The following is a 16,169-nucleotide window of genomic DNA, read 5'->3' as shown; positions in this document are numbered from 1 at the left end:
CGCACACATCCACTTCCTAGGGGCTGAATCAAGTGGCTGACGAGGCACAACTCCGCGACTACCTCAAAAGGGCCATCGCCGACGCCCGCAACGCCCGCAACCGGCTGCGTGAGGTCCAGGACCAGGCGCGCGAGCCGATCGCCATCGTCTCCATGGCCTGCCGCTACCCGGGCGGTGTGTCCTCGCCCGAGGAGCTGTGGAAGCTGGTCGCCGAGGGCGGCGACGCCGTCTCCGGTTTCCCCGAGGACCGTGGCTGGGACCTGGAGGGCCTCTTCGACGAGGACGCCGACAACCCCGGCACCTCGTACGTCACCCAGGGTGGGTTCCTGCGGGGCGCGGGCCTGTTCGACGCCGGGTTCTTCGGGATCTCGCCGCGTGAGGCGCTGGCGATGGACCCGCAGCAGCGGCTCCTCCTGGAGACCTCCTGGGAGGCGATCGAGCGGGCCGGGGTCGACCCGGCCTCGCTGAAGGGCACCGACGTCGGGGTGTTCACCGGGCTGTCCGGCCAGGGCTACGGCGCGGGCGGCGGTGTGGTGACCCCGGAGACGGAGGGCTTCTCGGGCACCGGGGCGTCGTCGAGCGTGGCCTCGGGGCGGGTGTCGTACGTCCTCGGACTCGAAGGCCCGGCGATCACCCTGGACACCGCGTGCTCTTCGTCGCTCGTCGCGATCCATCTGGCCGCGCAGGCGCTGCGGAGCGGCGAGTGCTCCATGGCGCTCGCCGGCGGTGTGATGGTGATGTCCACGCCCGGTAACTTCGTGGCGTTCTCGAGGCAGCGGGGCCTCGCCGCCGACGGCCGCTGCAAGGCCTTCGCGGACGGCGCCGACGGAATGGGCCTGGCCGAGGGCGTCGGTGTCGTGGTCCTGGAGCGGCTGTCGGTCGCCCGGGAGCGCGGGCACGAGGTGCTGGCGGTGATCCGCGGCAGCGCCTTGAACCAGGACGGGGCGTCGAACGGTCTGACCGCCCCGAGCGGCCCGGCCCAGCAGCGCGTGATCCGCAAGGCCCTTGCCAACGCCGGGCTTTCGGCTGCGGACGTGGACGTGGTGGAGGCGCACGGGACCGGTACGGCCCTGGGCGATCCGATCGAGGCGCAGGCGCTGCTGGCCACGTACGGCCGGGACCGTGACGCCGAACAGCCGCTGTGGCTGGGCTCGTTGAAGTCGAACATCGGCCACACCCAGGCCGCCGCCGGCGTGGGCGCCGTCATCAAGATGGTGCAGGCGCTGCGCCACGAACTGCTGCCCAGGACGCTGCACGCGGAGCGGCCCACGAGCGAGGTGGACTGGACTGCGGGCGCGGTGGAGCTGCTGACCGAGGCGCGGGAGTGGCCGAGCCAGGGCCGTCCGCGCCGGGCCGGGGTGTCCTCGTTCGGCGTCAGCGGGACGAACGCGCACGTGATCCTGGAGGAGGCGCCCGCGTCCGGCACCGTCGCCCCGGCGGCCACGGCACCCGTCGGCGTCGTCCCGCTGGTCGTGACGGCGGGGAGCGCCGCCTCTCTGGCGGCACAGGCCGGTCGGCTCGCCGAGTTCATCGAGAACGGCGGCCAGGAGCTGCCCGGCGTCGCCGGGGCGCTCGTCTCCGGCCGGGCGGTGCTGAGCGACCGCGCGGTCGTCATGGCCGACTCCCAGGAGGAGGCCCTGGCCGGGCTGAAGGCCCTCGAGCGAGGGGAGAGCGCGGCCAACCTGGTCTCCGGAGGCTCGGACGCACCCGGCAGCGTGGTGTGGGTCTTCCCGGGCCAGGGTTCCCAATGGGTGGGCATGGGCCGGGAGTTGCTGGACTCCTCGCCGGTGTTCGCGGAGCGGATCGCCGAGTGTGCGGCGGCGTTGGAGCCGTTCGTCGACTGGTCGTTGGTGGATGTGCTGCGGGGCGAGGCGGACCCGGAGCTGCTGGACCGGGTCGACGTCGTACAGCCCGCCAGTTTCGCGGTGATGCTCGGTCTGGCGGCCGTCTGGTCGTCGGTAGGTGTGCTGCCGGACGCGGTGGTGGGCCACTCGCAGGGCGAGATCGCCGCTGCGTGCGTGTCCGGCGCGCTCTCGCTTGAAGACGCCGCTCGCGTAGTGGCGTTGCGGAGCCAGGCGATCGCCGAGCTGCTGGCCGGGCGGGGCGGCATGGCCTCGGTCGCGCTCAGCGTCTCTGAGGCCGTCGCTCGTCTGGAGCGTTGGGCGGACCGCGTCGAGGTCGCGGCAGTCAACGGCCCGGCGTCGGTCGTGATCGCCGGTGACGCCGAGGCGTTGGACGAGGCACTGGAGGCCCTGTCGGCCGACGGCGTCCGGGTCCGCCGGGTCGCGGTGGACTACGCCTCCCACACCCGCCACGTCGAGGACATCGAGGCCACCCTCACCGCCACCCTTTCCGGCGTCGATGCCCGTGCCCCGATGCTCCCCTTCTTCTCGACCGTCACCGGCGACTGGATCCAGGAAGCCGGTGTCCTGGACGGGAGTTACTGGTACCGCAACCTGCGCGGCCAGGTCGGCTTCGGACCCGCCGTCGCGGAGTTGATCCGCCAGGGACACGGCGTCTTCATCGAGATCAGCGCCCACCCGGTCCTGGTCCAGCCCGTCACCGAGATCGTCGACGAGAGCGACGCCGGTGCGGTGGTGACCGGTTCGCTGCGCCGGGAGGAAGGCGGTCTGCGGCGGTTCCTGTCCTCCATGGCCGAGCTGTTCGTCCGCGGTGTCGCCGTGGACTGGGCAGGGATCGTGCCCGCCAGGGCCGCGAGGACTCGCGTCGACCTTCCGACGTACGCCTTCGATCACCAGCACTACTGGCTCCACGCCACCGAGACCGGCGGTGACGCGGCCTCCCTCGGGCTCGCCGGGGCCGATCACCCGCTGCTCGGCGCGATGGTGCGCCTGCCGCAGTCCGGCGGACTGGTGTTCACCTCGCGCCTGTCGCTGAAGTCGCACCCCTGGCTGGCCGATCACGCGATCGGCGGTCTGGCTCTCCTGCCGGGCACCGGGCTTGTCGAACTGGCCGTGCGGGCCGGTGACGAGGCCGGCTGCGGGGTGCTGGAGGAGCTCGTCATCGAGGCGCCGCTGATCGTGCCCGAGCACGGCGGGGTACGGCTGCAGGTCGCCGTGGGGGCGCCGGGCGAGACCGGCTCGCGGACCGTCGAGATCCACTCGCAGAGCGAGGACGCCGACCCGGACGCCTGGGCACGGCACGCCACCGGCACGCTGTCGGCCTCCGCCCCCGCGCGCGACTCCGGCTTCGACTTCACCGCCTGGCCGCCGCCGGGCGCACAGCAGGTGGAGACCGACGCCGCCGGCTTCTACGACGAACTGCGCGAGCGCGGGGTCGGCTACGGGCCCTCCTTCCAGGGCGTACGGGCGGTGTGGCGGCGCGGCGAGGAGCTCTTCGCCGAGGTCGCCCTGCCCGACGAGCAGCGCAAGGAGGCGGACCGGTTCGGCATCCACCCCGCCCTGCTGGACGCGGCCCTGCAGACCGGATCGTTCCGGGCCCTGGCCGGAACGCCGGGGGAGGAGGGCGGGCAGCCGCTGCTGGCGTTCTCCTGGAACGGACTGGTGCTGCACGCCTCCGGTGCCTCGGCGCTGCGGGTGCGGGTCGCGCCGAGCGGTCCGGACGCCTTGTCGGTCGAGGCGGCCGACGAGACCGGCGCCCTGGTCGTGACCATGGACTCGCTGGTGTCCCGGGCCATCTCCGCCGAGCAGCTGGAGACGGCGGCGTCCGCCACCGACGACTCGCTGTTCCGGGTGGACTGGACCGAACTTCCCCTGGCCCAGGCCCCCGCGCCCGCTTGGGTGCCGGTGGCCGGTGCCGAGGACGTGCCGAGCGTCGGCGCTTCGGCGGTCGGCGTCCTGGAGGCCTTCGGCGGCGACAGCGAGGACGCCGTGCTCGCCCTGACCACCCGGGTGCTGAAGGCCGTGCAGGCGTGGCTGGCCGCTTCCGAGCTGGAGGAGTCGCGGCTCGTCGTCGTGACCCGGGGCGCGGTGCCCGCCGGTGACGGCGCGGTGAGCGACCCGGCCGGGTCGGCGGTGTGGGGTCTGCTGCGGGCCGTACAGGCCGAGAACCCGGACCGCTTCGTCCTGCTGGACACCGACCCGGCCTCCGGCGCGGGCGCGGCGCCCGTCCTGGGCACGGTACTTGCCGCCGGCGAGCCGCAGATCGCGGTGCGCGGCACGGCCTTGTCGGTGCCGCGACTGGCCCGCGCCGACGCCCAGGTCCCGGACCCGGAGACGGCGTTCGGGGCGGGCGGGACCGTCCTTGTCTCGGGCGGCGGATCGCTGGGCGAGCTCATCACCCGGCATCTGGTCGTCCGGCGCGGGGTACGGCGGCTGGTGCTCGCCAGCCGCCGCGGACCCGACGCCGAGGGCGTGCGGGAACTCGTCGCCGAACTCACCGGGCACGGCGCGGAGATGACCGTCGTGGCCTGCGACATGTCGGACCGCGCACGGGTCGAGGACCTGCTGGCCTCGATCCCGGATCTGCGGGCCGTGGTGCACACGGCCGGTGTGTTCGAGGCCGGACTCGTCGGGAGCCTGGACCGGGAGCGCCTGGCGAGGGTGTTCGCGCCGAAGGTGGACGCCGTACGCCACCTCGACGAACTCACCCGCGACCTGGAGCTGGACGCGTTCGTCGTCTACTCCTCGGCCTCCTCCGTCTTCCTCGGCGCGGGCAGCAGCGGTTACGGCGCTGCCAACGCCTACCTCGACGGACTGATGGCCCACCGCCGGGCCGCCGGCCTGCCCGGACTCTCGCTGTCCTGGGGCACCTGGGCCTACGCCACCAACATGACCACCCACCTCGACGCCGACGACCAGGCGAGCATGAGCCGCCGCACCAGCCGCGACGGCGTCGTGGCGCTCACCCCCGCCGAGGGCATGGACCTGTTCGACGCCGCGGTCGGCTCGCAGGAGTCCCTGCTCGTGCCGGTCAAGCTGGACCTGCGCGGCGTACGGTCCGCTGCCGCCGCCGGTGGCACGGTCCCGGTGCTGCTGCGCGGCCTCGTACCGGCCGGACGGCAGCAGGCCCGCGCGGCCGCCGGGAAGGACGACGACCTGCTCGGCCGGCTGACCGGGCTCACCGAGGACGAGCAGGAGGCCCTGCTCCTGGACCTGGTGCGCACTCAGGCTGCGGTCGTGCTCGGCCACAGCGGGCCGGAGAGCATCCGCCCCGAGAGCGCCTTCAAGGAGGTCGGGTTCGACTCGCTCACCTCGGTGGAGCTGCGCAACCGGCTCCGCGAGGCCACCGGGCTGAAGCTGCCCGCCACGCTCGTCTTCGACCAGCCGACCCCGCTCGTGCTCACCCGCTATCTGCGCGCCGAACTCGGAATCAGCGACGACGTGCTGTCCCGGGTCAACGCGAGGATCGAGGACGTCGAGTCCATTCTCGGTGCAGTGATCCTCGACGAGTCCATGAAATCCAGTATCACGCTGCGCCTTCAGGGCCTGGTGGCCAGGTGCAATGGAGTCGTCGAGCAGACGGACGTCTCCACGGTGGCGGAGAAGCTGGAATCCGCGTCGGCCGACGAAGTCCTCGACTTCATCGATGAAGAACTCGGGCTCGTATGAGACCGGTTCAGGATCTCCGGCTTCGTCAAAATTCTTGTGAGGACTGAGGAATGGCCACGGACGAAAAGCTTCTCCAATACCTCAAGCGCGTCACCACGGAATTGCACCAGCTGAAGAAGCAGGGCTCGGCACACGCGGGTGAGCCGATAGCGATCGTGGGCATGGCGTGCCGGCTGCCGGGCGGCATCACAGGACCCGACGAGCTGTGGCAGCTGGTGCGCGAGGGCGGGGACGCCGTCGCCGGGTTCCCCGAGGACCGTGGCTGGGAGCTGGAGGGGCTGTTCGACCCGGACCCCGACAACCCCGGCACGTCCTATGTCGACCAGGGCGGCTTCCTGACGGGTGCGGGCCTGTTCGACGCCGGGTTCTTCGGGATCTCGCCGCGTGAGGCGCTGGCGATGGACCCGCAGCAGCGGCTCCTCCTGGAGACCTCCTGGGAGGCCCTGGAGGGCGCGGGTCTCGACCCGGTGGCGCTGAAGGGCACCGACGTCGGCGTGTTCACCGGTGTGGCCGGCCAGGGCTACGGCTCCGGGGGCGGCGGGGTCGCGCCCGAGCTGGAGAGCTTCACCGGCACCGGCGTGGCGTCGAGCGTGGCCTCCGGCCGGGTGTCGTACGTCCTCGGCTTCGAAGGCCCTGCGGTGTCCGTGGACACGGCCTGCTCGTCGTCCCTCGTCGCCATCCACCTGGCCGCGCAGGCGCTGCGGGCGGGCGAGTGCTCCCTGGCGCTGGCGGGCGGCGCGATGGTGATGGCGACACCCGGCACCTTCGTGGTGTTCTCCCGGCAGCAGGGCATGGCCGCCGACGGCCGCTGCAAGGCGTTCTCGGACGGCGCCGACGGCATGGGCCTGTCCGAGGGCGCGGGCGTCGTCGTCCTGGAGCGGCTCTCCGAGGCACGCGAGCGCGGACACCGGATCCTCGCGGTCATCCGGGGCAGCGCCGTCAACCAGGACGGCGCCTCCAACGGTCTGACCGCCCCGAACGGTCCCTCTCAGCAGCGGGTCATCCGCAAGGCGCTGGCCGGTGCCGGACTGGTCTCCGCGGACGTGGACGTGGTGGAGGCGCACGGCACCGGAACGGCCCTGGGCGACCCGATCGAGGCACAGGCCATCCTGGCCACCTACGGACAGGGCAGGGACCCGCGCACACCACTGTGGCTCGGCTCGCTGAAGTCCAACATCGGGCACACCCAGCAGGCCGCGGGCGTCTCCAGCGTCATCAAGATGGTGCAGGCCCTGCGACACGGCGTGCTGCCCCCCACGCTGCACGCCGAGGTCCCCACCACCGAGGTCGACTGGTCCACGGGCGCGGTGGAACTGCTCACCGAGGCCAGGGAATGGGCGCGCGGCGACCGGCCGCGCCGGGCCGGAGTCTCCTCGTTCGGCATCAGCGGTACCAACGCCCACCTGATCCTCGAAGAGGCGCCCGCCGAGGAGCCGCCCGCCCCGCGGACACCCCGACCGTCGCACCCCACCGGGGCGGTGCCGCTGGTGGTCTCGGCCCGCAGCGAGGGCTCCCTGGCGGGCCAGGCCGGCCGGCTCGCGGCGTTCGTCGAGCGCAACGACCAGCTGCCCACGACGGCCGTCGCCCACGCACTCCTGACCCAACGGGCCCTGCTGCCCGAGCGCGCCGTGGTCCTGGCGGACCAGGACCAGGACCCGCTGACCCAGCTCGGCGCGCTGGCCCGCGGTGAGCACGCCCCCGGTGTCATCACCGGCCGGGCGGCCGGCTCGGGCGGACCGGGCAAGACCGTCTGGGTCTTCCCCGGCCAGGGCTCCCAGCGCGTCGGCATGGGCCGCGAACTCTACGACCGCCACCCGGTGTTCGCCGCCGCCCTGGACGAGGCCTGCGAGCAGCTGGACGCCTGCCTCGCCGGACGGGTCGACCACCCGGTACGGGACGTGGTCCTGGGGAGGGTGGCGAGCAGCGCCGAACTGCTGGACCAGACCGTGTTCACCCAGGCGGGCCTCTTCGCCGTCGAGAGCGCCCTGTTCCGCCTCGTGGAGTCCTGGGGCGTACGGCCCGACGCGGTCGTCGGACACTCCATCGGCGAGGTCGCAGCGGCCCACGCCGCGGGCGTGCTGTCGCTGCCCGACGCGGCCCGTCTCGTCGCGGCCCGGGGCCGTCTGATGCAGGCCCTGCCGCCGGGCGGGGCGATGGTCGCGGTCGCCGCCGCCGAGGAGGAGGTCGCCGGACTGCTCGGCGAGGACGTGGAGGTCGCGGCGGTCAACGGCCCCTCCTCGGTCGTCCTCTCCGGAGCCGAGGACGCGGTCCTCGCGGCCGCCGACCAGCTGCGCGAACGGGGACACAAGACCAAACGCCTCGTCGTCAGTCACGCGTTCCACTCCGCGCGGATGGAGCCGATGCTGGCCGACTTCGCCGCGGCCCTGGCCGACGTGGAGTGGCAGGCCCCGCAGATCCCGGTCATCTCCAACGTCACCGGCCGCCTCGCCGAAGCCGAGGAACTCGCCGACCCGCAGTACTGGGCCGGACATGTGCGCCGACCGGTGCGCTTCGCCGAAGGCATCACGGCCGCCGTCGAGTTCGGCGGCACGCTCTTCGTCGAGCTCGGTCCGGGCGCGGCCCTGACCGGACTTGTCCAGGAGACGACCACCGCCGCGGGCACCGAGGTGACCTGCGTGCCCGCCCTGCGCGACGGCCGCCCGGAGGAGCGGACCCTGCTGGCCGCCCTCGCCGAACTCTTCGTACGCGGCGTGCCCGTCGAATGGGCCGCGATGCTGCCCGCCGAGGCCTCCGAGACCCGCGCGGACCTCCCGACGTACGCCTTCGACCACCAGCACTACTGGCTGCGCACCGCCGACGCGGCCACGGACGCGGCGTCCCTGGGGCAGGCCGCCGCCGACCACCCGCTGCTCGGCTCCATCGTGCGGCTGCCCCGCACCGACGAGCTGGTGTTCACCTCGCGCATCGCCCTGAAGTCGCACCCCTGGCTGGCCGATCACGCCGTCGGCGGCGCGGTGCTCGTCCCCGGCACCGGCCTGGTGGAACTGGCCGTACGCGCCGGTGACGAGGCCGGGTGCGGAGTACTCGAGGAGCTGGTGATCGAGGCGCCGCTGATCGTGCCCGAGCACGGCGGCGTACGCCTCCAGGTCGCCCTGGGCGCACCGCACGCGAACGGCTCGCGCCCCGTGGAGATCTACTCCCAGCGCGAGGACGCCGCCGGCGACGCCGACACCTGGACCCGGCACGCGGCCGGCACCCTGGCCACCGCGCCGCAGGCCCCGCGCGCCGGCTTCGACTTCACCGCCTGGCCGCCGCCCGGCGCGCAGCCGGTCGAGGTCGGCGACTTCTACCCGGAGCTCACCGAACGCGGCTACGGCTACGGCCCGGCCTTCCAGGGGCTGCGTGCGGTGTGGCGGCGCGGCGACGAGGTCTTCGCCGAGGCTGCCCTGCCCGCCGAACAGCGGGAGCACGCCGACCGGTTCGGCATCCACCCCGCGCTCCTCGACGCCGCCCTGCACGCCGGCATGTTCGGCACCGGCACGGACCCGGCGGGGGAGGACTCCGACCCCGGGCAGCCGGTCCTGCCGTTCGCCTGGAACGGCCTGACCCTGCACGCCGCGGGCGCCCCCGCCCTGCGCATCCGCCTCACCTCCGGCGGGCCCGGCGCGGTGGCCCTGGAGGCGGCCGACGAGACCGGCGGCCTCGTCGTGACCCTCGACTCCCTGGTGTCCCGGCCGGTCTCCGCCGACCAGCTCCGCACGGCGACGGCCACCACCGACTCCCTCTTCCAGATCGACTGGACCGAACTCCCTCCGGCCCAGCACCCCGCCCCCGCACCGACCTGGACCCAGGTCGCCACCGCGGACGACGTCGAGGCCCTGGTCACGGGCGCCGAAGTCCCCGCGGTGGCCCTCCTGGACGCCACCGGAGCCGACGTACTCGCCCTCACCTCCCAGGTGTTGGCCGTCGTCCAGGCCTGGCTCGCCGCCGACGGACTCGACGACTCCCGGCTCGTCGTGGCGACCCGGGGCGCGGTGCCCGCGGGCGACGGCGCGGTGACCGACCCGGCCGGAGCCGCCGTCTGGGGCCTGGTCCGTGCCGCACAGGCCGAGAACCCCGACCGGATCCTCCTCATCGACGCCGACCCGGCCACCGCCGACGGAGCGGTACCCGTACTGGCCGAGGTCCTCGCCACCGGCGAACCCCAGACCGCCGTACGCGGCACCGCACTGTGCGTCCCACGCCTCGCCCGCTCCACCGCCGAACTCCCCGACACCCCCGAGGTGTTCGCCCCGGACGGAACGGTCCTCGTCACCGGCGGCACCGGCTCGCTCGGCGCCCTCGTGGCCCGCCACCTCGTCACCGGGCACGGCGTACGCCGGCTCGTCCTGGTCAGCCGGCGCGGCCCGGACGCCGAGGGCGCCCGGGAACTGGCCGCCGAACTCACGGCCCAGGGCGCGACCGTGTCGGTCGTGGCCTGCGACGTCTCCGACCGCGACCAGGCGCAGTCCCTGCTGGCCTCGATACCCGACGAGCACCCCCTGCGCGGTGTGATCCACACGGCAGGTGTCCTGGACGACGGCGTGATCGGGGCGCTGACCCCCGAACGCCTGGCGAAGGTCTTCGCCCCGAAGGTCGACGCCGTACGCCACCTCGACGATCTCACCCGCGGCCTCGACCTGGACGCCTTCGTCGTGTTCTCGTCGGCCTCAGGCGTGTTCGGCTCGGCGGGCCAGGGCAACTACGCCGCCGCCAACGCCTTCCTGGACGGCCTGATGGCGGGCCGCCGCGCGGCGGGCCTGCCCGGGATCTCCCTGGCCTGGGGGCTGTGGGAGCAGAACGCCGGCATGACCGCCCACCTGGGCGACGCCGACCAGGCCCGGGCGAACCGCGGCGGCGTCCTCGCCATCACCGCGACCGAAGGCATGGAACTGCTGGACACCGCCCTCGGGTCCGAGCGGTCGCTGCTCGTCCCGATCAAGATGGACCTGCGCGGAGCCCGCGCCGGCGCGGCCTCCGGTGCCCCGGTCCCGCACCTGCTGCGCGGCCTCGTACCGGCCGTACGGCAGCAGGCCCGCGCGGCCGCCGGAACCGAGGCCGACCTGCCCCGCCGCCTCGCCGGACTCACCGAGGCCGAACGCGAGGCCCTGCTCCTGGACATGGTGCGCGCCCAGGCCGCCGTGGTCCTCGGGCACAGCGGTCCCGAGAGCGTCCGGCCGGACACGGCCTTCAACGAGGCCGGGTTCGACTCGCTCACCTCGGTGGAGCTGCGCAACCGCCTCCGTGAGGCGACCGGCCTGAAGCTCCCCGCCACGCTCGTCTTCGACTATCCCACCCCACAGGCCCTCGCCGGTTATCTGCGCGAGGAGTTCGGGGACACGGCGTCGGCAGGCGCCTCCGGCGCGGCTCCGGCCGCCGCCGTGGACCCGGACGAACCGATCGCGATCGTGGGCATGGCGTGCCGCCTCCCCGGCGGAGTGGCGAGCCCCGAGGACCTCTGGCGCCTGGTCCACGAGGGCCGCGAGGGCATGTCCGCCTTCCCCGACGACCGCGGCTGGGACCTGGACGGCCTCTTCGACGCCGACCCCGACAGCAGCGGCACCTCGTACGTCGCCGAGGGCGGCTTCGTCCGCGACGCGGGCCTGTTCGACGCCGCCTTCTTCGGCATCTCCCCGCGCGAGGCGCTGGCGATGGACCCGCAGCAGCGGCTCCTCCTGGAGACCTCCTGGGAGGCCCTGGAGAGCGCCGGCGTCGACCCCACATCCCTGAAGGGCACGGACGTCGGTGTCTTCTCCGGCGTCTCCAGCCAGGGCTACGGGGCCGGTGTGACCGCACCGGAACTGGAGGGCTTCGCCAGCACGGGCACCGCGTCGAGCGTGGCGTCGGGCCGCATCTCGTACGTCTTCGGCTTCGAGGGCCCCGCCGTCACCGTCGACACGGCGTGCTCGTCGTCGCTGGTGTCGATGCACCTGGCCGCCCAGGCCCTGCGCCAGGGCGAATGCTCCATGGCGCTCGCCGGCGGCGTGACGGTCATGGCCACACCCGTCAGTTTCGTGGAGTTCTCCCGGCAGCGCGGCCTCGCCGGGGACGGCCGCTGCAAGGCGTACGCCGACGGCGCGGACGGCACGGGATGGGCCGAGGGTGTGGGTCTGGTCGTGCTGGAGCGGCTGTCGGTGGCGCGGGAGCGCGGGCACAAGGTGCTCGCCGTGCTGCGGGGCAGCGCCGTCAACCAGGACGGCGCGTCGAACGGTCTGACGGCGCCCAACGGTCCCTCGCAGCAGCGGGTGATCCGCAAGGCCCTGGCCGGCGCCGGGCTCACACCCGCGGACGTGGACGTCGTGGAAGGCCACGGCACGGGCACGGCCCTGGGCGACCCGATCGAGGCCCAGGCACTGCTCGCCACGTACGGCCGCGACCGTGAACAGCCGCTCTGGCTGGGCTCGTTGAAGTCGAACATCGGACACACCCAGGCCGCCGCGGGCGTCGCCAGCGTCATCAAGATGGTCCAGGCGCTGCGTCACGGCGTCATGCCGCCCACGCTGCACGTGGACGCGCCCTCGACGAAGGTCGACTGGTCCGACGGCGCCGTGGAACTGCTGACCGAGGCCCGGGAGTGGCCGCGCAACGGGCATCCGCGCCGGGCCGGGGTCTCCTCGTTCGGCATCAGCGGGACCAACGCCCACCTGATCCTGGAGGAGGCGCCCGCTTCCGCAGAGGAACCTGTTCCGGAGGCGGCGGTGCCCGGCGGCGCGGTGCCGCTCGTGGTGTCGGCCCGCAGCGCCGGTGCACTGGCCGGGCAGGCAGAACGGCTCGCCGCCTTCATCGAGGAGGACGGTCAGGAGCCGGCCGGGGTCGCCGGGGCACTCGTCTCGCACCGGGCCCAGCTCAACGAACGTGCGGTGATCGTGGCCGACTCGGGCGAGGAGGCGGTCGCCGGGCTGCGGGCACTGGCTGCCGGTGAGAGCCCGGCCGGTCTGGTCACCGGCAGGGTGAGCGGCTCGGGATCGCCGGGGAAGGTCGTGTGGGTGTTCCCGGGCCAGGGTTCGCAGTGGGTGGGCATGGGCCGGGAGTTGCTGGACTCGTCGCCGGTGTTCGCGGAGCGGATCGCGGAGTGTGCGGCGGCGTTGGAGCCGTTCATCGACTGGTCGTTGGTGGATGTGCTGCGGGGCGAGGCGGACCCGGAGTTGCTGGAGCGGGTGGATGTCGTGCAGCCCGCCAGCTTCGCCGTGAACGTGGGTCTCGCCGCCGTGTGGTCCTCGGTCGGCGTGCTGCCGGACGCGGTGCTCGGTCATTCGCAGGGTGAGATCGCTGCCGCGTGCGTATCCGGTGCGCTGTCGCTCGAAGACGCGGCGCGTGTGGTGGCGTTGCGCAGTCAGACGATCGCCGAGCAGCTGGCCGGGCGCGGGGGCATGGCTTCGGTCGCGCTGAGCGTCTCTGAGGCGGTTGCCCGACTGGAGCGTTGGGCGGACCGGGTCGAGGTCGCGGCGGTCAACGGTCCGACCTCCGTGGTCATCGCCGGTGACGCCCAGGCGTTGGACGGGGCACTCGAAGTGCTTTCCGCCGATGGCGTCCGGGTCCGCCGTGTGGCCGTGGACTACGCCTCCCACACCCGCCACGTCGAGGACATCGAGGAGACGCTCACCGAGCGGCTCGCGGGTATCGACGCGCAGGCCCCGCTGGTGCCCTTCTACTCGACCGTCACCGGCGAATGGGTGGACCGGGCCGGTGTCCTGGACGACGGTTACTGGTACCGCAACCTGCGCGGCCAGGTCGGATTCGGCCCCGCCGTCGCGGAACTGCTCCGCCAGGGCCACCGGACCTTCGTCGAGGTCAGCGCCCATCCGGTGCTGGTCCAGCCGATCACCGAGATCGTCGACGACACCGACGCGGTGGTGACCGGGTCGCTGCGCCGCGAAGAGGGCGGCTCCCGGCGGTTGCTGGCCTCCATGGCCGAGTTGTTCGTCCGAGGCGTGCCCGTGGACTGGAGCGGTGTGCTCCCGGCCGACGGTCCGAAGCCGGCGGGCGTCGACCTGCCGACCTACGCCTTCGACCACACGCACTACTGGCTCCAGGGGACCGGGACCACCACCGACGCGGCCTCCCTCGGCCTCGCCGGTACCGATCACCCCCTGCTCGGTGCCGTGGTGGAGCTGCCGCAGTCCGACGGGCTGGTGTTCACCTCGCGCCTGTCGCTGAAGTCGCACCCCTGGCTGGCCGATCACCGGGTCGGCGGTGTGGTGATCGTCGCCGGGACCGGTCTGGTGGAGCTGGCCGTCCGAGCCGGTGACGAGGCCGGCTGCAACGCCCTGGAAGAGCTGGTGATCGAGGCGCCGCTGGTGGTGCCGGAGCAGGGCGGGGTACGGGTCCAGGTCGCCGTCGGCGGACCGCGCGAGAACGGTTCGCGGACCGTCGAGGTGTACTCGCGGCGCGAGAACGCCGTCGGCGCGGACGCGTGGACACGGCACGCCACCGGAATGCTGGCCGCCACCGCGCAGACCGTCGCCCCCTTCGACTTCGCCGCCTGGCCGCCGCCCGGCGCCGAGCCGCTCGCCATCGACGGCGGCTACGACCTGCTCACCGAGGTGGGATACGGCTACGGCCCGGCCTTCCAAGGGGTACGCACGGTGTGGCGGCGCGGCTCGGAGATCTTCGCCGAGGTCGCCCTGCCCGAGGAACACCGCGAGGGCGCCGAGCGGTTCGGTATCCACCCCGCGCTCCTCGACGCCGCCCTGCACTCGCCGCTGCTGCAGATAGCGGGGCCGCCGCCCGCCGGAAGCGAGGGCCAGGACGGGCCGGAGCTGCGGCTGCCGTTCGCCTGGAACGGGCTGGTGCTGCATGCCGCCGGCGCCTCGGCGCTGCGGGTGCGCCTCCAACTGCCCGAGGGCGGCGACGCGTTGTCGTTCCAGGCCGCCGACGAGACCGGCGCCCTGGTGGTGTCGCTGGACTCCCTGGTCTCCCGCGTGGTCTCCGCCGAGCAGTTGGAGACGGCGGCGGGCACGGTGCGCAACGACTCGCTGTTCCGGGTCGAGTGGACCGGGCTGCAGCCGGTCCAGGGAGCGCACCCCGCGCCCGCCTGGGTACCCGTGGCCACCGCGGAGGACGTCGCCACCCTGGCCGACGAGGTGGAGACCGGCGCCGCCGCCCCGGCCGCCGCCGTCCTGACCGCGATCGGCGGTGCGGGTGAGGACGCCGTGCTGGAGCTGACCACGCGAGTGCTGGAAGCGGTCCAGTGCTGGCTGGACGGTCCCGGCCTGGAGGAGTCACGTCTTGTCGTGGTGACCCGGGGTGCGGTGCCCGCCGGTGACGGTGCGGTGACCGACCCGGCCGGTTCGGCGGTGTGGGGTCTGGTTCGTGCGGCGCAGGCCGAGAACCCGGACCGGATCGTCCTGGTCGACACCGACCCGGCTTCCGACGACGGACCGGCGGCCGTTCTGGGCACCGTACTGGCCGGTGGCGAACCGCAGGTCGCGGTCCGCGGCACGGCCCTGTCCGTGCCCCGGCTCGCCCGCGCCGGCCAAGTCCCCGGTGCAGACGCCGTGTTCGGGCCGGAGGGGACCGTCCTGGTCTCCGGCGCCGGGTCGTTGGGCGGCCTCGTCGCCCGGCATCTGGTCACTCGGCACGGGGTACGCCACCTGATGCTCGCGAGCCGTCGCGGGCCGGACGCCGCAGGAGTGTCCGATCTGGTCGCCGAACTCACCGGGCAGGGCGCGTCCGTCTCGGTCGTGGCCTGTGACATGTCCCGACGCGAGCAGGTCGAGGCGCTGCTGGCCTCGGTTCCGGACGAGCAGCCCCTGCGCGGTGTCGTGCACACCGCGGGCGTGACCGACGACGGAGTCATCGGGGCGCTGACCCCGGAGCGGCTGGCGAGGGTGTTCGCGCCGAAGGTGGACGCCGTACGCCATCTCGACGAGCTCACCCGCGGTCTGGAGCTGGACGCGTTCGTCGTCTACTCGTCCGTCTCGGCCGTGTTCATGGGCGCGGGCAGCGGCAGCTACGCGGCCGCCAACGCCTACCTCGACGGTCTGATGGCGGGCCGTCGTGCCGCGGGTCTGCCGGGTCTCTCGCTGGCCTGGGGCCTGTGGGACCAGACCGACGGCATGGCCGCGGGCACCGACGACATCGTCAAGGCGCGGCTGAACCGGCGCGGCGGCCTCCAGGCGATCACACCGGCGGAGGGCATGGAACTCTTCGACGCCGCCGTCGAGTCGACGCAGGCGCAGCTGGTGCCGGCCAAGCTCGACCTCCAGTCGCTGCGCACCCAGGCCGCCCGCGGCGGGGGAGTGCCGCACATGCTGCGCGGCCTGGTCCGCACGGGCCGGCAGGCGGCGCGCGCGGCGAGCACCGGCGACCAGGGACAGCGGCTCTCGGAGCGGCTCGACGGGCTCAGCGCCACCGAGCAGGCGACGCTGCTGCTCGACCTGGTGCGCGCCCAGGTGGCCGCCGTCCTCGGCCACGACGCCGGCTACCGGATCGACCCGGACCAGGGGCTGTTCGAGGTCGGCTTCGACTCCCTCACCTCCATCGAACTGCGCAACCGGCTCCGTGACCTCAGCGAGCGGAAACTCCCGCCCAACCTCGTCTTCGACCATCCGACGGCAGGAATGCTCGCCGCGTATCTGCACGAGCTGATGTGCGGAGAGCAGGCGGCGCACCCCGTGGCGATCTCTGTGTGAAAGA

Annotated in this window: 2 protein-coding genes; both read left to right on the top strand. The window is 73.7% G+C overall.

What is annotated here, in order from left to right:
* Positions 1–32 precede the first annotated feature (32 nt).
* Positions 33–5,531: a type I polyketide synthase gene (locus PH203_RS42935; RefSeq protein ID WP_289927584.1), complete on the top strand. Its 5,499-nt coding sequence runs from the start codon at positions 33–35 to the stop codon at positions 5,529–5,531.
* A gap of 50 nt (positions 5,532–5,581) precedes the next feature.
* A complete protein-coding gene (locus PH203_RS42930; RefSeq protein ID WP_289927583.1) occupies positions 5,582–16,165 on the top strand; it encodes a type I polyketide synthase in 10,584 nt (3,527 codons plus the stop codon).
* Positions 16,166–16,169 lie beyond the last annotated feature (4 nt).

The organism is Streptomyces sp. S.PB5 (assembly GCF_030403745.1).
In the GTDB taxonomy this organism is placed as follows: domain Bacteria; phylum Actinomycetota; class Actinomycetes; order Streptomycetales; family Streptomycetaceae; genus Streptomyces.
This window is presented reverse-complemented; position numbering and strand designations above follow the sequence as displayed.

Coding starts and splice junctions, on each gene's coding strand:
- PH203_RS42930 (WP_289927583.1), top strand. CDS start 5,582: ATGGCCACGGACGAAAAGCTTCTCCAATACCTCAAGCGCGTCACCACG.